The following is a 15,939-nucleotide window of genomic DNA, read 5'->3' on the forward strand; positions in this document are numbered from 1 at the left end:
GTAGGGTTATCTGCACCAAGGCTGTTTTACTATTGAACCTTATCAAAAGAATTAAAATGACCGCAGCAGATTTTACAAAACACCGCAGGGACAGCTTTTACATGACACTTCGTAGCGCTGCGAAATGCTCATCAGTAAAGAACAATTCTTTGATGAATCATTTTTTAAACAAACGCTTTATAAATTCTGTAAAGCTTATTTACCCATTTCAATTTAACTAAAATTAAAGACGATGAAATTAAAACAACTTAAATTCGCTGCAGCACTTGCTGTTACAACATTTTTTTTAAGCTGCAGCAGTGACAATTCTGGTGACAATACTAATCCTGATCCAACTCCGGAAACTAAGAAAGAAGTTACGCTTGCAACAAGTACTACATTGGGTTCTTATCTTGTAGACAAAGACGGAAGATCTTTATATTTTTTCTCAACAGATGCAAAAGGACAATCTTCTTGTACAGGCGGATGCGAGGCAGTATGGCCTGTGTTTAATGTAGATAATTTAACAGCAGATAAATTAGGCACAGGGTTAACATTATCTGATTTTGGAACTATTACTACTGCATCTTCAAAAAAACAGCTTACTTACAAAGGATGGCCTTTATATTACTACGCACCAAGTTCTGCAAACGACGGATACGGCAACGTAACCAATACACCTGAAGCTCCGGGTAAAACAGATGGAGACGGAATTGGCGGTGTTTGGTTTATTGCAAAACCAGATTACTCTATCATGATCGTAAGAAGTCAGCTTGTTGGTCATGACGGTAAAAATTACAAATCTGATTATACTGTCGGCGACGGGCAGACTACTTATTTTACAGATGCCAAAGGTTTAACATTGTATACTTTTAAAAATGATAATTTCAAGAAAAATAACTTCACTAAAGAAGATTTTTCAAACAATGCAGTCTGGCCAATATATGAGACAGACAAAATCGTAGTGCCTTCTATTCTTGATAAATCAAAATTCTCTGTTATTACTGTATTTGGCAAATCACAATTGGTTTACAACGGCTGGCCTTTGTATTACTTTGGACAGGATGCAAGTGTAAGAGGCGCTAATAAAGGAATTAGTTTCCCTGCTCCTGCCGTATGGCCGGTTCCGGTAAAAGATATTCCGCTGGCGATTTAAAAATCAAAAACTGTTTCTTTTAAATTAGTCCGGTTTTAACCGGGCTGATTTGAAATTATTAATAAGAAATTCTGGCACACTGCTGTAAAATTTAAATCCCAAATTGACATGAACAAAAGAAAAATCACGATTTTGATAGTACTGCTGGTAATAAGTTTTGGCCCTTACTATATCTACCAAAACATTATTTACAAAGATGCCAGAGACATCGATAATGAAAAATCAATGCTTACTATTTCTGCCCAAAACTTAGAAAGTCAATATGCGCAAAATTCTTCGCAGGCAGATTCAAAATACTTAAATAAAACAATTGAAATTGAAGGAACAGCCACAGAAGTTACTGATTCTTCAATGGTAATTGACGGAAAGGTATTTTGTAAAATGAATAAAAAATCAAACCAAAATTTTATTAAAAAACAAGTCAATATAAAAGGAAGATGTATTGGTTATGATGATTTATTTGGAGTCGTAAAATTGGATCAATGCAGTACACAACAAAATTAAATATGAAAAAAATATTCTTAATAGCCAGCTTTTTAATCTGCTTATGTGCCAATGCTCAGGAAGATTTACTGTCAAGTCTGGACTCAACCCAGGTTGTAGATAAAAATGCAACGGCCACTTTTAAAGGTCTGCAGATTATAACACTTCAGTCAACAAAAATGGCAGCCAAAAAAGAACTGTATATTGTTATATCGCACCGATTTGGTTCTGTAAAAGGCGGTATTTCTGAGTTTTTTGGTTTTGATGATGCCACAACAAAAATTGGAGGAATTTATGGTGTAACCGACTGGCTTTCTGTGAGTGCGTCGCGCCATACACTTTTAAAAATTTATGAAACATCGCTTAAATATCGACTGGCAAGACAAAACGACAAATTTCCGTTTGACATTGTGGGTTATAATACAATCGATATTAACAGCGGATTGAAAAAAGACGATTATCCTAAAATTGAGTTTTCTGACCGATTAACGTATGTAAATCAGCTTTTAATTTCAAGAAAATTCTCTGATAAATTATCTCTTGAACTTGTGCCGTCTTATATTCATAAAAACCTATACAATCAGGATACTGAAAACGATAATCAGTTTACGTTAAGTGCCGGAGGAAGATTAAAATTAACCAAAAGACTTTCTTTAAATCTGGAATACGGGGAAAATTTTAATAAACCGGATTTTTACAATAATCCGCTTTCTGTTGGATTGGATATAGAAACCGGCGGTCATATTTTTCAATTAATTTTCACCAATTCACAATCTATGACTGAGAGCGGTTACTTAACAAATGCCACGGGCGACTGGGGAAAAGGCGATTTTTTCTTTGGGTTTAATTTATATAGAGTTTTTTAAAAGTATAGAATATGAAAAAATATATCTTTTTATCTGGCATATTGTTGTCTTTATACGGCTGTGAATCTAACACGTACGAAAGTCTGGAAGAACCAGAGGTGATAGTTGGAAAAGTAACCTATAACGCAAACGCTAAAGCCATTATCGATGCAAACTGCATTGCGTGCCACGCTTCTGGCGGAACATTGAAACCGTTGGAAACCTATGCACAGGTTAGAGACGCAATGTTAAACACTGATTTATTAGACCGAATTCAGCGTCAAAACGGAACTCCGGGACAAATGCCAAAAGCAGGAAGAATGTCTCAGGATAAAATAAATACCATTTTGCAATGGAATGCGGATGGACTATTAGAAAATTAAATCGACAGGAAATGAAAAAACAAATGATATTGTTGTTTTTGTTTGCCGGACTATTTCAAGTTTCGGCACAGAAATATGCAACAAAAACAGGGAATTTGAAATTTGAAGCTTCCGCAGATTCTTTTGAAGAAGTGGCGGCAGAAAACAAAAACACATCAGCCATTTTAGACTCAGGAACGGGAGACGTTGCTGTTTTAGCACTCATGAAAGGATTTCGGTTTAAAGTGGCTTTAATGGAAGAGCATTTTAATGAAAATTATGTCGAATCGGATAAATTTCCTAAAGCCTCATTTAAAGGAAAAATTGAAGATTTTGATGCATCAAAACTTTCAGCGTCATCAAAACCAGTTAAGATTTCGGGAGATTTGACTTTGCACGGAAAAACAAAAAAGATTACCGTTAATTCTAAAATCCAGAAATCAGACGACAAGATTACAATTACCGGAAGTTTTGAAGTAAAAGCAGAAGATTTTGATATTGAAATTCCAAAACTGGTCAGCAAAAAAATCGCTGAAAAGATAAAAGTGAGTTTCAATCTTCCGCTTACAAAAATGTAGTTTTTTTAGTTTATGGTTAATTATTTAAAAGTGCTGCATTTTTTAATACAGCACTTTTAATTTATCTAAGCTTTATTTCCCAACAGTTTGTTGAATCTGAGCAGGATATCTATCGCCCTGAATTGTAGTTTGAGCAAAAGCATCGTCAATTTTTTTAACATCTTCTGCCGATAAATTAATTGAAGCACCGCCAATATTTTCTGTTAATCGGTTTGATTTTGTAGTTCCCGGAATTGGTGCAATCCAAGGTTTTTGTGCCAAAAGCCATCCTAAAGCAATTTGTGCAGGAGTCGCTTGTTTTTGAGAAGCAATAGCAGATAATAAATCAACTAATTTTTGATTGGCAGATCTGTTTTCTTCACTAAATCTTGGAAGAGAATTTCTAAAATCTGTACTTTCAAATTTTGTGTTTTGGGTAATAGCGCCTGTTAAAAATCCTCTGCCAAGCGGACTAAACGGAACAAAACCAATTCCTAATTCTTCTAATACAGGCAAAACTTCTAATTCTGGTTCTCTCCACCAAATAGAATATTCGCTTTGCAAAGCCGATACTGGTAAAACAGCATTTGCTTTTCTAATAGTTTCGGCACCAGCTTCAGACATACCAAAATATTTTACTTTTCCTTCCTGTATAAGATCTTTAACCGTTCCGGCAACATCTTCGATTGGTATATTTTGGTCTACTCTATGCTGGTAAAATAAATCAATAACATCGGTTTTTAAACGTCTTAGAGATTCTTCGGCAACTGCCCTGATATTTTCCGGACGGCTGTCTTGTCCGTTAAATGCCTGTCCGCCTTTAAAACCAAATTTAGTCGCGATTACAACATCTTTTCTAAACGGGCTCACCGCCTCTCCTACCAGCTCTTCGTTGGCAATGCCATACGCTTCGGCAGTATCAAAAAAATTAATTCCCTGTTCGTATGCTTCTCTGATTATTTTTATTCCGTGTTGTTTATCTACCGCTGTACCATAAGCAAAACTCAATCCCATACAGCCCAATCCTAATGCAGAAACTTCTAATCCTTGTGTTCCTAATATTCTCTTTTCCATAATTTTATTTATATAAAAGTTTATTGTTATTTTTAACAGTACAAATTTCTTTTAATAAAACCAGCTGTATATAATACATATTACTGCTGTTATTACCATTTTTACTGATTTGAATAATCATGCTAAGTTATTAATAATCTGAATAGTATATTTGTGTATCTAAATTTCACAAGCACATCATGGACCAACTAAAACTTGAACACGTTACACAATACAATCAGTTAAAAGGTGTTGGAACTCAGCATCCTTTAGTAAGTATTTTTGATAATTCTAATAGTAATCCGTTACCCAATAATACCCGTCTGCATTTTGGTTTTTATGCTATATTTTTAAAAGCCGGAAATTGCGGCGAATTAAAATACGGTCGTAATAATTATGACTATGATGACGGCACAATGGTTTTTGTTGCTCCCGGTCAGGTTCTGGAAGTAAGCAATACTGATAATTATAAATCTACAGGCTTAACATTGCTTTTTCATCCTGATTTTATAAAAGGAACTGCCTTGTTTAAAAATATAAATCAATATTCGTTCTTTTCTTATGACTCGCACGAAGCGCTCCATTTGTCTTTAAAAGAACAGGAAATTATAAAAGATTTATTCAACAAATTAGAATACGAGTTAAGCCAGTCTATTGACAAACACAGCAAAAATATTATCAGCAATACTATAGAACTGCTTTTAAATCATTGTGTACGTTTTTATGACAGACAATTCATTACCCGTGAAAACATCAATTCTGATATTTTATCAAAATTTGAAAACTGCTTAAATGATTATTTCCATTCTCAAAATGCACAAGATTCTGGACTTCCTTCTGTTGGATATTTTGCAGATCTTTTACATCTTTCACCCAATTATTTTGGAGATTTAATAAAAAAAGAAACTGGGAAATCGGCTCAGGAACACATTCAGTTAAAATTAATAAATCTGGCAAAAGAACGAATTTTTGATACCGAAAAATCAGTCAGCCAGATTGCTTTTGAATTAGGATTTAAATATCCGCAGCACTTTAACCGCATGTTTAAAAAGAATACCGGTTATACACCAATCGAATATAGAAACCTAAACTAAAAAAATGCTGGATAACTTCCCTTTCTACCTTGGTCTGTTAATTGTTATTTTACTGCTCATTATGCTGGCCAATAAAATAAAAGTAGCTTATCCTGTACTTCTGGTACTTGCAGGATTGTTAATCAGTTTTATTCCGGGTGTACCTTCAATCAACATCGAACCAGAGCTCATCTTCTTTATTTTTCTTCCGCCATTATTATATGAAGCTGCCTGGACAATTTCATGGAAAGAATTGTGGCGCTGGAGACGTATTATAACGAGTTTTGCTTTTATCGTTGTTTTTGTTTCAGCACTTTCTGTTGCGCTGGTTGCGAATTATTTTATTCCGGGCTTTTCATTGGCATTAGGTTTTGTTTTAGGAGGAATTGTTTCTCCTCCAGATGCTGTAAGTGCCGGTGCAATTTTAAAATTTGTCAAAGTACCCAAAACCATGTCGTCGATTTTAGAAGGCGAGAGTTTATTAAATGATGCCTCTTCCCTTATTATTTTCAGATTTGCCATGATTGCCGTTGCAACAGAACAATTTATATTTTATAAAGCGGCATTAAGTTTCAGCTGGATGGTTTTTGGCGGCGCTGGTATTGGTTTATTAATAGGATGGCTGTTTATGAAAGCACATAAATATCTGCCAACCGATGCCAACAGCGATATTGTTTTATCATTGTTAACGCCTTATATTATTTATCTCGCAGCCGAAGAAGTTCATAGTTCAGGAGTACTGGCTGTAGTAAGCTGCGGTTTACTTTTGTCTAATAACCGACACCGTTTTTTAAACAGCAGATCGCGTATACAAGGCGTAAATGTGTGGGAAAGTCTCTGTTTTATACTAAACGGATTGGTCTTTATGCTGATTGGATTAGATTTGCCTCAAATTACTAAAGGACTGGAAGAAACTACGCTTTTAACAGCAATAGGTTATGGCGTTCTGATTACGGTTGTTTTAATTATTAGCAGGCTCATATCTGCTTATGGTGCCGTAATTGTAACACTTATCGCCCGAAATTTTATTACTGTAGCAGACAATAGACATCCCGGTTATAAAACGCCTTTTATATTAGGCTGGACCGGAATGCGCGGTGTTGTTTCATTAGCAGCAGCATTATCTATTCCGGTTTATCTGGACAATGGCAACGGATTTCCGCAGCGAAACCTCATCTTGTTTATCACCTTTATCGTTATTCTTTTAACCTTATTGATTCAGGGATTGACGCTTCCGTATTTTATCAAAAAAATCAAACTTCCAAACATCTACGATCCTGTTCCCCGCGAAGAAGCGCATCACCAGATACGACAAGAATTGGCTGAATTTGCGTTACTTTACTTAAAAACCAATTATCAAGATCATGCCGAAAACAATACTTCATTACAGCATCTTATTCAAAAATGGGAACAGCATATTAAAGGAATTGATGATGAATCCATAAGTCAGGAACTCAAAAATATTTATCGGGATTTATTAGACCAGCAGAGACAATGGCTTTTAAATAGAAATAAAGAAGACAAAACTTTAGACGAAGCTATTATACGCAGACAAATGTATTATCTTGATATTGAAGAAGAAAAACTGCGATATCTTTAAAAGTATTTTTCAGAAATATGCTCTATAGTTTATCTCTTTAAATTTTAAAATTAGTAATTGATAATCGGGGAAAGCGGGAAGATAAAAAAGAATTTAATAAAAAATTAAGCTTTTTTCTTTAACAAAATTGTTAACTTGTTATAGAAATAGAAAAGATATCACGATATCTGAGCTGATAAAAAAGGCTTAATTCTATTTTTTCTCAGCAAATTACAGGTCATAATACGCCAAACTTAATTTGCATCAAATAATTATTTTACTGCAATTAAAAACCAAAACTATGCGAGTATCCGTTGTTCGAAAAAGTATAAAATTTACCCCAGATTCCAGAAGAGTTGTAGCCCGATATTTTATGAATGGTTATGACCGAACCCAGCAGATGGTGCTTCGGATAATGACGCTGGATGAAAAACAAGTTTCAGAAACCTTAGAACAAACACTTCGGGAATTTGCCAGACGCCACAGAAATATTTCGGCGGTATTTTTTAGACACTGCGAAAAAATAAGACCCATAATCGAAGCTATGCAGGTTGACTATGAGGCCATGACGCTAAATCGAAAAATGCTTATTGGTTCTTATTGCACAATGGAATATGCGATAGAATCAGCCGCTATTTTTAATCCTTCGATTGTAGAAGATTTTGATCAGTCGGGTTTAGAAGCGGGTGAAAAACGTGTAATAATTTCTTTCCGCGCCACTGGTGAAGGACATATTTCTTCTATTGTTTTTAGAAGAGGAATTCTGGACAGAGACAACAATCTTCAGATAATGAAAATTGGTCATCATATTGATAAGGCCGAAATTGAACATAAAACTTTATTCAATAAAGAGCGATTTCTCACCAAGCTCATTGAAATGCATACGCAGGACAAATACATTGATCAGATTATGCAGGATCTGCCGGAGGAATTTGAATTTGCAATTTTAAAAAACACATTAAAAACAGCTTTAAGTGATCCTGCAATTCGTCAGGAAAGAAGAACTGCTCTCGAAGAAATACTCTGGCTTGCCAACTCTTTTTATGATTTACAATTCAAACACGATTCTGATATTACAGAACGTGTCATTTTTCCAATATCAGATTCTGAAAGCCGTGGAATTGAAGATGCCCGTTTTGTGCGTTTTGTAGACGACGACGATTCTGTTCGCATTATGGCTACATACACGGCATATAATGGTCACGCGATATTGCCCAAATTAATTTCTACTGAGGATTTTTATTCTTTTAGAGTTATGCCTCTACATGGAGAAGGTGCTCAAAATAAAAACCTGGCTTTATTTCCGAGAAAAATAAAAGGAAAATATGCCATGCTTGCCCGAATTGACGGTGTAAACAATTACATTATGTATTCCAACAGAGTTACACAATGGAACACTCCTGTTTTATTGCAGCAGCCGCGTTACACCTGGGAACTCACACAAATAGGAAATTGCGGATCACCGCTCTGGACCGAAGAAGGCTGGCTTGTTATTACACATGGTGTAGGTACAATGCGACGTTATTGCATTGGTGCATCACTTTTTGATCTTGATGATCCGTCAAAAGAAATTGGAAGACTTAGCGAACCTTTACTTTCTCCATTGGAAGATGAACGAGAAGGTTATGTCCCAAATGTTGTGTATTCCTGCGGAGCCATTATTCACAACAATAGTCTAATCCTGCCTTATGCAGTTTCTGATTATTCTTCGACTTATGGTGTGGTTGATATGGTTGAATTATTGGATGCTTTGAAGAAAAGTAAATAAAGGATGTATCAAATTATTTTATGCGAAAAGGCAACAGGTATTATTCTGGAACTTGATGGAAAAACAAGATATTCGTATGATGGTATAAATGATTTTCCTCCAACTTTTTTTGCTTCTCTTGAAGAGGCAGAAGATAAGGCAGATGCTTTACTAAAAGAAAATAATACTATTGAGATTCAAATTTGTAATACTGATGGGTCTCGTGTAAAAATAATGGCTTAAAAACTGCTTTTCATTTTTAAACTTGAATCAGTCCCATAACAAGAGCCGTTCGTAAAGCTTCGGTTGTATTAGAAACCTGCATTTTCTGGATGATATTCTGTCTGTGGCGCCGAACGGTATAAACTGATATGTTTAGAAATCCGGCAATTTGACCGCTGTTGTTTCCTTTTGCAGCAAGTTTTAAAATTTCCAATTCTCTTTTCGAAAGTAACGTTTCGGAAAGAGATTTGTATTTTTCAGAAGCAATCGTTTCGCCTGTCTGCATGTTTACAATTCTGCCGTCGATTCCGGTACTGGTTTGTAAATTGCCGGAAGGCGAATACAAACACAATGCAAGCCAGATACTCCCGTTTGATGATTTTTTAAGATACATGGTGCGGTGATTAATGTAATTCACGTTTTGAGAATCAGAAGTTCTTAAACGGCTGAAAGTACTGTATTTTCTATATTCTTCTCCGGGTAAATTTTTAAGAAATTGTATATACTGAAGTTCCAAAGCATGACGTTCGGTTACATCATCAGAATTTATTTTATTAAAAATGCAGTCTTCAAAAGCTGAATCGATTATTAAATTTTCTGAAGAGAGTCCAAAAAATTCTCCAAAATTGCCTGCATAAATATAACTGCAGTCTGCCTGAAAATCAGAAAGCACGGCTACACATTGTTCGATTTCGACATAAGAAACAACCGATTTTTTATATTCTTCTATGTCTAAAACTTCTCCATCCAGAAAGGTTTGCTGTAACAAAGTTGAGGTTAACTGATCTTCGATGGAAACTTTGGACATAGCGGCTTTATAAATTGGTTAATTTTACGTATTGCTGTTTTTGGAAAGCAGAACTAAATTTGAAAAACCTAAATTATCATTTTTATACTTCTAACAAAACATTTTATGAAAACTAAATTTATTACCTGCCTCGTTCTCTTTGGAATTATAATCTTTTCAAGCTGCAACAATTCTTCAAAAGAAAATAAAACTGAAGAAAAAACCACTGAAAAAATTTCAGATTCTGCTTTTGTTCGAGGTAATCCGTGCGATATAAAACTAGAGAAAATTCATTTTACAAAATCTATTAATGGTGCCGATACTCTGGCAAAAGTTGATGAGAAAAAGAATATCCAGTTTCATGTGGGCGAGAAAAAAGATTATTTTTCAGATCCAAACAACAAACTTTCAAGCAATACCGCTCCTATTCTTTTATCTAAAATAGACAATACTAAACCTTTTACGATTACAGCAAAAGTAAGTCCCGAATTTACAGAAAGCGGTTTGTACAATGCAGGTGTTTTGTATTTGTATGTAAATGACAGCTTTTATCAGAAATTTTGTTTTGAGCAGGACGAAAGAGGAAATCACAGAATCGTAACAGTTCGAACCATAGGAACTTCAGACGATAACAATCATGATGTGGTAAAAGGCAAAACAGTTTATATGAAAATATCATCAGATACGCAGACGGTTGCCAGTTATTATTCTCTTGACAACAAAACCTGGCAGATGGTTCGTTTGTACAAAAACAATTATCCGGCAGAACTTTGGGGCGGAATCAGCGCGCAGTGTCCAGTAGATAAAGGAACTACAAGTTATTTTGAAGAAATAAGTTTAGAACAGAAAAGTGTAAAAGATTTTCGTTTGGGGATTTAAAATTTAAGATAATAAAAAGTTGTTTCACAAAGATTCGCAAAGATTATTCGCAAAGATTCACAAAAACAGAAATCGCCGCAAATAAACTTTGCGAGTCTCAGCGATAATTTTTGTGTATCTCTGCGTAATAGTAAACTCTGGACTTATTTTAGATTTGGAATTTTCTCAGTTAAATTCTTCCAATATCGTTTTGGCATGTGCTGTAAATGCAGTTTGGTATTTTTTCTGGATTCAATATTTACACTGCTGAAATACTGTCTCCAAAGATTTTGAAAAAACTCTTCGTTGTCATCACATATTTCGGCTAAAAACTTCGATGAGGTTGATTCAGCATTAAATTGAAGCTGCACGGTTGAGGTATCTTCAAGATCATAGTAAATTCCGTATTTGCGTTTTGAGTCATATATCAGCCAGCGCTGATCGGCATAACGGTTTTTAAAATGTTTTTCTATTAAAGGCAGCACATCGCAATCTGGTTCTACTATGGCATAATACAAATTGTCTTTTGTGAGTTTAAAGCGGACAAAAGCTTTCATGCGATGGCTTTCTTTTCCGGTTAAATGTGCCGCTCTTTGAACATCCAAAACAAAAGTATTTGCCAAATCATCTTCAATATTAACAGAGCTGGCAAATATATATTTTACAAATTGAAATAAGGTTTCTTCTATTTTATCCAAATCAGATAAAAATGCTCTGTAAATATTATCAAAACCTTCCGGAGAAAGACGCTGTTTTAATCCGTGTAAAACACGATTTGCTTTACTGATATCAGTTGTCACAAAATACGTCTCTGAAAAAAGTAAAGCATTCGAAACTTCATTTTTAGCAAAAACAACATCTGCGAGTTTTAATTCATAAATTTCGAATACTGCCGTCAGCCAGCCTTCAAAAGTACTATCGTAAATTACTTGTGTCATTGGTTTAAAACAAAGCTAATTGATTTGAGAAATCATTTTTGTATTTACTTTTCTGCGAATTTAAAATGTGTTCTTTTATTTGAATTGAGGTCAGGTCTCTTTGTAACTGAAACGGCGCTGCAAAAGCCAGAAAGTATTTTGACCTGCTGTAAGAGATTCCTAATTTTTGTAAATCTTCTGGTTGCAGCTTTTTAAATTTTCGAGCTGCAACAATTTTTTTGGCACTCAAAACACCAATTCCGGGAATTCTGAGAATCAATTCTAAATCGGCTGTATTTATATCAACCGGAAATTGATTTAAGTTTCGCAAAGCCCAGCCCAATTTTGGATCTATATCCAAATCAAGGTTCGGCTGGTCAAAACCTACCATTTCATTGACGTGAAATCCGTAAAACCGAATCAACCAATCGGCCTGATACAATCTGTTTTCGCGAATCATAGGCACGGGAGTTCCAATTGCCGGAAGTCTGTTGTCGTAACTTATAGGCACATATCCCGAATAATAGACCCGTTTCATGTTCATTTGTTCGTAAAAATAATTGGCCATGCCCAAAATTTCCATATCATTTTCTTGGGTCGCACCAATAACCATTTGAGTACTTTGACCCGCCGGAGCAAAAAGAGGTGCTTTGTAGTTTTGCTTTTTTTCTTCTTTATAACCTATAATTTCATTTTTCAGATATTCCATTGGTTTGATAACATCAACATGATTTTTATCCGGAGCCAATAATTTAAGACTTTGCTCAGTTGGCATTTCAACATTTACACTTAAACGGTCGGCATATAATCCAGCTTCTTTCAACAATTCCGGACTCGCACCCGGAATTGCTTTTAAATGAATGTATCCGTTAAAGTTTTCTTCTAACCGCAGTTTCTTGACAATTCTAACCAAACGTTCCATTGTATAATCGGGATTATCAAAAATACCCGAACTCAGGAATAAACCTTCAATATAATTTCTTCGGTAAAAACCTATCGTTAAATCGACCACTTCCTGAACCGTAAAAGCGGCGCGTTTAATGTCGTTGCTTTTTCTGCTGACGCAATAAGCACAATCAAAAATGCAATGATTGGTGAGCAATATTTTAAGAAGCGAAACACAGCGTCCGTCTTCTGTATACGCATGGCAAATTCCGTTTCCGGAAGCATCTCCTAAACCTTTATCCTTATTTTTTCTGCTGCTGTTACTTGAAGAACACGAAACATCGTATTTTGCAGCATCGGCTAAAATTGCCAATTTCTCCATCACTCTTTCCTGTACCATTTGACCTTAAATTTAGTTTTAGAATAAAATTTGTTTCCTCAAAACTAAATATTTGATATTGAAAAGAACTGAATTCTGATGTTCTAAATTGTACCAAATTTTCTTAGTACAATTAGCAATAACAAAGCTTTTCTTAATAAATGAAGCCTTGTAAATAAATGAATTAGACTCAAAAAACAGGTAAAAATACGTAATGCCGAATTATTGAATCTTTATACATTGCATCATCATTTAAGGAGAAAAATTTTTATCCCCCCTAGATTAATTTTTCGGTCCTTTTTGATAAAATGGAGACTTGGATATTAGCGAGTATTAAAAACCAAAAGCTAAAGAGATGAATTTTGTAAAAGGACAAGATGTATTCTACACAACATTGAGTGGAAGATCTTATAGGGCGACAGTAATAGAGAGAAAAATAGATTTTAAAAAAGGACTTATCAAAAAATCTGCAATTAAGGAGATGACCTACCATTATTTGATAGAAGTCCATAAAGTTGGTATTAAAGAACAAATTCTTTGTACTGAAAATCAAATTAAGCTTTTGGAGAAAAAACAACGCGCAAAAAAAGCAGCGTAATTACTGCTTTTAATAAATACTGCTGTTTTATTTATAACTAATTTTGGTGTTTCTTTATGTGGCATGTGACCAGCATTTGGAAATACACTTCTCTGCTTTTCCACTCACCAAAGTAATTGTTGTATTAAAATAATTTAAGTTCCGTCCTCATCGTTTTCTCTTTGAATAAATAAAAGCGGTGATTTAATTTCTGAGTAAATATTCCTATTTTCTAAATCTTTTCTAAACCAGGTTTCTGTTCGTGCTTTAAAAATAGTTTCTGTTTTTTATCTACGTGATATTAGAAGTCGTAGTAAAAGATCCTGAGGCTTTTTAATAATTTATCTAAAACTTTAATATACCAAATATCAAGCAAATGCTAAGCTCGTTTGAAATGAGTTGTATCAAGCAGTCTACTACTTTGCAATTTAAAATTATCATAATTTAGAAATATGTTAAAATTTACAAATATATTATATGATTTTATATATTTGAAAGAATAAACCTATGTTTAAAATGAAAAATAATCATAAAAAACTGCGAAAAATATTTGAGAATTTATCCGAGTAACTGTAATTACTCGGAGATATCGTACACTCAAAATAAATATTAATTTTTAAACAAGATAAAATGACAAAGCATTTATTAAAAACTAAAATATTAATAGTTACCACTATAATTTTTATTCTCAACAACTTCCTGCGATAATAAAGAAGATGTTAAACAAAATAATACAATAACGTTTATAGATTAAATAATGAAGATGTTAATAGAGCAAGCAATATCATTAAAATAAAAGATACTGAAATACAAGCTAAAAGAATTAGTTTTACAAGTAAACCTTATATAGAGACAGCTCCGGAAGAGCCATATTTAGAATATGAAAGTCTGCTGGCAAGTCAGGATTTAACAATTGAAATTGATTCCAGAACTTCTCATATACTGGACCAAACTTATGAACAAAATATTCAGTATTTAAATGATTTAAATCTGTTTACAAGTACTGAACTAGCAACTGTAACAATATTTAAAGATGAGCTATTAAACACTAAAAATTTTGATACTTCAATAACAAATTTCGAAAATGCTATTTTATCTCTACCGATGACAAATAAAAAATTACAGCGCTTTTATAATTTTATTGATGGATTAAAAGTTATGAATGAATATGATCCAGATTTTTTCAAAGGAAATAGTTTTACATCTAAAAGTAATGGATTATTTGGAAGTTGTTTATCTGCATCTATAGGAGTTGGAATAGCATTTGTTGGACTTGCGACTATAGAAGTTGGATCTTTTGGTTTAGCAACAGGAGTAGCTGTTGCTGGATTTATATGGGCAAGCGCTGAATGGGGAGCCGCTTGTAAAGGAACAGGAAAAAAAAGATTATATCCGGCACATATAGACAAATCACAAGAAAAAACTTCACGAAATTTTCTTATATTAGACGAAAATGGAGATTTAATCGAATCTCCTATTTATATTAGCTATGTGCCAAAAATTAAATAAATTAATCTGTTAAGTTATAAAATTATGATTAAGATAAATTATAAAATTCAATTTTGCCTATTTGCTATCTGCCTTTTCTTCATTGGAATAGGAATCTATGAAACTTCAAATGAAGGAATAAAATCTGGAAAAGAACTATTCTGGCAAATTTCTCATTTTGTTCCTTTTGTAATGGGAGCCATTATTTTTGGCAGTAATTTGTATTCTGCCAGAATTCATAAATTTAAAAATTAAATAAGAACTATTTCTCTTGATAAAAAAGGCATTTTTAAATTTTAAAGATGCCTTTTTTCTTTATGATTTGTAAAAAAGACGTTAAAGTCCTGATCTCATAAGGCTTTTTCCATATAAAAAAATATATTTGTCTTAAACCCAGTTTTACCCAAAAACCGAAAAGACAGTAGCATGGATAATGAAAAATTTATTTTCTGCCTCGAAGGCGTTCAGGACGTAGATACCGTTACAACTACTGATGTGGTTAAAAATCTGGAAGAAATTGCTTTTAATCAGGGAATTTCGAGCATCTATAAAACCTGTGATACTATTGAGGGTTTAGAAGAAAGTTTAAATACTTTATTATATGATGATCATAATTTTAAGGATTATGAAATCATTTATCTGGTAATGCCGGGACAGGAAAACAACATCTGTCTTCATGATTATTATTACAGCATTGAAGAAATAGCCGAACTTTTTGAAGGGAAAATGAAAGGAAAAATTATTCATTTTGCCAATAAAAAAAGATTAGACCTTAACGACGAAGAAGCACAATATTTTCTTGATATTACTGGTGCCCGCGCCATTTCGGGATATGGTTCTACCTATAATAAAATTGCCAGCTGCAGTACAATCGATAAAGCGTTTTTCAGCTTATATCAGGAAAATGACGATTTGACTGAAGTTGTAGAAGATTTGTACCAAAAGCATTATGCTCTTTGTAAATTACTTGATTTTAGATTGTATTATTAAGT

The 15,939-nt window shown here is 33.8% G+C and carries 18 protein-coding genes; 14 read left to right on the top strand and 4 right to left on the bottom strand.

The genetic code is table 11. The annotated features are described in order from the left end of the window. Positions 1-232 precede the first annotated feature (232 nt). From FJOH_RS00890 to FJOH_RS00910, 5 genes are all read left to right on the top strand, one after another. Positions 233-1,135 carry a COG4315 family predicted lipoprotein gene (locus tag FJOH_RS00890; protein ID WP_012022272.1) on the top strand — a complete coding sequence of 301 codons (903 nt, stop codon included), beginning with the start codon at positions 233-235 and terminating at the stop codon, positions 1,133-1,135. A 108-nt stretch (positions 1,136-1,243) separates the two neighbouring features. Beyond that, positions 1,244-1,639: an OB-fold protein gene (locus tag FJOH_RS00895; protein ID WP_012022273.1), complete on the top strand. Its 396-nt coding sequence runs from the start codon at positions 1,244-1,246 to the stop codon at positions 1,637-1,639. Positions 1,640-1,641: 2 nt separating this feature from the next. Continuing rightward, positions 1,642-2,484: a DUF5777 family beta-barrel protein gene (locus FJOH_RS00900; RefSeq protein WP_012022274.1), complete on the top strand. Its 843-nt coding sequence runs from the start codon at positions 1,642-1,644 to the stop codon at positions 2,482-2,484. Between the two features lie 11 nt (positions 2,485-2,495). Next, a complete protein-coding gene (locus tag FJOH_RS00905; protein ID WP_012022275.1) occupies positions 2,496-2,846 on the top strand; it encodes a c-type cytochrome in 351 nt (116 codons plus the stop codon). Positions 2,847-2,857: 11 nt separating this feature from the next. After that, on the top strand, positions 2,858-3,403 hold the full coding sequence (locus tag FJOH_RS00910; RefSeq protein ID WP_012022276.1) for a YceI family protein: 546 nt from the start codon (positions 2,858-2,860) through the stop codon (positions 3,401-3,403). A 72-nt stretch (positions 3,404-3,475) separates the two neighbouring features. Here FJOH_RS00910 and FJOH_RS00915 read toward each other — a convergent pair whose 3' ends face one another. Beyond that, the gene (locus FJOH_RS00915; RefSeq protein ID WP_012022277.1) at positions 3,476-4,456 is read right to left on the bottom strand and encodes an aldo/keto reductase; all 981 of its coding nucleotides are present in this window, start codon (positions 4,454-4,456) and stop codon (positions 3,476-3,478) included. A 179-nt stretch (positions 4,457-4,635) separates the two neighbouring features. Between FJOH_RS00915 and FJOH_RS00920 the strand changes: the two genes are divergently transcribed. The 4 genes from FJOH_RS00920 (at position 4,636) to FJOH_RS00935 (ending at position 9,077) form a co-directional block, all read left to right on the top strand. Further along, entirely contained in the window at positions 4,636-5,529 is an 894-nt protein-coding gene (locus tag FJOH_RS00920; protein WP_012022278.1) for a helix-turn-helix domain-containing protein, read from the top strand. 4 nt (positions 5,530-5,533) lie between these two features. Continuing rightward, the gene (locus tag FJOH_RS00925; RefSeq protein WP_012022279.1) at positions 5,534-7,108 is read left to right on the top strand and encodes a Na+/H+ antiporter; all 1,575 of its coding nucleotides are present in this window, start codon (positions 5,534-5,536) and stop codon (positions 7,106-7,108) included. 280 nt (positions 7,109-7,388) lie between these two features. After that, positions 7,389-8,855: a glycoside hydrolase family 130 protein gene (locus tag FJOH_RS00930; protein ID WP_012022280.1), complete on the top strand. Its 1,467-nt coding sequence runs from the start codon at positions 7,389-7,391 to the stop codon at positions 8,853-8,855. Between the two features lie 3 nt (positions 8,856-8,858). After that, a complete protein-coding gene (locus FJOH_RS00935) occupies positions 8,859-9,077 on the top strand; it encodes a hypothetical protein (RefSeq protein ID WP_012022281.1) in 219 nt (72 codons plus the stop codon). Between the two features lie 16 nt (positions 9,078-9,093). Here FJOH_RS00935 and FJOH_RS00940 read toward each other — a convergent pair whose 3' ends face one another. Then, complete coding sequence (locus FJOH_RS00940) at positions 9,094-9,864, bottom strand: response regulator transcription factor (protein ID WP_012022282.1); 771 nt, start codon at positions 9,862-9,864, stop codon at positions 9,094-9,096. Between the two features lie 105 nt (positions 9,865-9,969). On the opposite strand from FJOH_RS00940, the gene FJOH_RS00945 reads away from it, so the two are divergent. Then, positions 9,970-10,722 carry a DUF1349 domain-containing protein gene (locus tag FJOH_RS00945; protein WP_012022283.1) on the top strand — a complete coding sequence of 251 codons (753 nt, stop codon included), beginning with the start codon at positions 9,970-9,972 and terminating at the stop codon, positions 10,720-10,722. A gap of 143 nt (positions 10,723-10,865) precedes the next feature. Here the strand turns inward: FJOH_RS00945 and FJOH_RS00950 are convergent, their stop codons facing one another. Both FJOH_RS00950 and FJOH_RS00955 read right to left on the bottom strand, forming a co-directional pair. After that, the gene (locus FJOH_RS00950; protein WP_012022284.1) at positions 10,866-11,639 is read right to left on the bottom strand and encodes a TIGR03915 family putative DNA repair protein; all 774 of its coding nucleotides are present in this window, start codon (positions 11,637-11,639) and stop codon (positions 10,866-10,868) included. A 4-nt stretch (positions 11,640-11,643) separates the two neighbouring features. Next, complete coding sequence (locus FJOH_RS00955) at positions 11,644-12,903, bottom strand: putative DNA modification/repair radical SAM protein (protein WP_044047380.1); 1,260 nt, start codon at positions 12,901-12,903, stop codon at positions 11,644-11,646. A gap of 334 nt (positions 12,904-13,237) precedes the next feature. Here FJOH_RS00955 and FJOH_RS00960 point away from each other — a divergent pair, with 334 nt between their 5' ends. The 4 genes from FJOH_RS00960 to FJOH_RS00975 all read left to right on the top strand — a co-directional run bounded on the left by FJOH_RS00960 (position 13,238) and on the right by FJOH_RS00975 (position 15,937). Beyond that, positions 13,238-13,480: a hypothetical protein gene (locus tag FJOH_RS00960; RefSeq protein WP_012022286.1), complete on the top strand. Its 243-nt coding sequence runs from the start codon at positions 13,238-13,240 to the stop codon at positions 13,478-13,480. A 1,083-nt stretch (positions 13,481-14,563) separates the two neighbouring features. After that, on the top strand, positions 14,564-14,968 hold the full coding sequence (locus tag FJOH_RS00965; protein ID WP_012022287.1) for a hypothetical protein: 405 nt from the start codon (positions 14,564-14,566) through the stop codon (positions 14,966-14,968). 24 nt (positions 14,969-14,992) lie between these two features. Continuing rightward, entirely contained in the window at positions 14,993-15,202 is a 210-nt protein-coding gene (locus FJOH_RS00970; RefSeq protein WP_044047381.1) for a hypothetical protein, read from the top strand. A gap of 171 nt (positions 15,203-15,373) precedes the next feature. Further along, positions 15,374-15,937 (top strand): DUF6642 family protein, encoded by a 564-nt coding sequence (locus FJOH_RS00975; protein ID WP_012022288.1) that lies wholly within the window; start codon positions 15,374-15,376, stop codon positions 15,935-15,937. Positions 15,938-15,939 lie beyond the last annotated feature (2 nt).

Origin of the sequence: Flavobacterium johnsoniae UW101 (genome assembly GCF_000016645.1) — a bacterium.
Lineage (GTDB): Bacteria > Bacteroidota > Bacteroidia > Flavobacteriales > Flavobacteriaceae > Flavobacterium > Flavobacterium johnsoniae.

Excerpts from the sequence above, each read along its gene's own strand:
- FJOH_RS00890 (WP_012022272.1), top strand. The coding sequence starts at position 233 with ATGAAATTAAAACAACTTAAATTCGCTGCAGCACTTGCTGTTACAACA.
- FJOH_RS00895 (WP_012022273.1), top strand. The coding sequence starts at position 1,244 with ATGAACAAAAGAAAAATCACGATTTTGATAGTACTGCTGGTAATAAGT.
- FJOH_RS00900 (WP_012022274.1), top strand. The coding sequence starts at position 1,642 with ATGAAAAAAATATTCTTAATAGCCAGCTTTTTAATCTGCTTATGTGCC.
- FJOH_RS00905 (WP_012022275.1), top strand. The coding sequence starts at position 2,496 with ATGAAAAAATATATCTTTTTATCTGGCATATTGTTGTCTTTATACGGC.
- FJOH_RS00910 (WP_012022276.1), top strand. The coding sequence starts at position 2,858 with ATGAAAAAACAAATGATATTGTTGTTTTTGTTTGCCGGACTATTTCAA.
- FJOH_RS00915 (WP_012022277.1), bottom strand. The coding sequence starts at position 4,456 with ATGGAAAAGAGAATATTAGGAACACAAGGATTAGAAGTTTCTGCATTA.
- FJOH_RS00920 (WP_012022278.1), top strand. The coding sequence starts at position 4,636 with ATGGACCAACTAAAACTTGAACACGTTACACAATACAATCAGTTAAAA.
- FJOH_RS00925 (WP_012022279.1), top strand. The coding sequence starts at position 5,534 with ATGCTGGATAACTTCCCTTTCTACCTTGGTCTGTTAATTGTTATTTTA.
- FJOH_RS00930 (WP_012022280.1), top strand. The coding sequence starts at position 7,389 with ATGCGAGTATCCGTTGTTCGAAAAAGTATAAAATTTACCCCAGATTCC.
- FJOH_RS00935 (WP_012022281.1), top strand. The coding sequence starts at position 8,859 with ATGTATCAAATTATTTTATGCGAAAAGGCAACAGGTATTATTCTGGAA.
- FJOH_RS00940 (WP_012022282.1), bottom strand. The coding sequence starts at position 9,864 with ATGTCCAAAGTTTCCATCGAAGATCAGTTAACCTCAACTTTGTTACAG.
- FJOH_RS00945 (WP_012022283.1), top strand. The coding sequence starts at position 9,970 with ATGAAAACTAAATTTATTACCTGCCTCGTTCTCTTTGGAATTATAATC.
- FJOH_RS00950 (WP_012022284.1), bottom strand. The coding sequence starts at position 11,639 with ATGACACAAGTAATTTACGATAGTACTTTTGAAGGCTGGCTGACGGCA.
- FJOH_RS00955 (WP_044047380.1), bottom strand. The coding sequence starts at position 12,903 with ATGGTACAGGAAAGAGTGATGGAGAAATTGGCAATTTTAGCCGATGCT.
- FJOH_RS00960 (WP_012022286.1), top strand. The coding sequence starts at position 13,238 with ATGAATTTTGTAAAAGGACAAGATGTATTCTACACAACATTGAGTGGA.
- FJOH_RS00965 (WP_012022287.1), top strand. The coding sequence starts at position 14,564 with ATGACAAATAAAAAATTACAGCGCTTTTATAATTTTATTGATGGATTA.
- FJOH_RS00970 (WP_044047381.1), top strand. The coding sequence starts at position 14,993 with ATGATTAAGATAAATTATAAAATTCAATTTTGCCTATTTGCTATCTGC.
- FJOH_RS00975 (WP_012022288.1), top strand. The coding sequence starts at position 15,374 with ATGGATAATGAAAAATTTATTTTCTGCCTCGAAGGCGTTCAGGACGTA.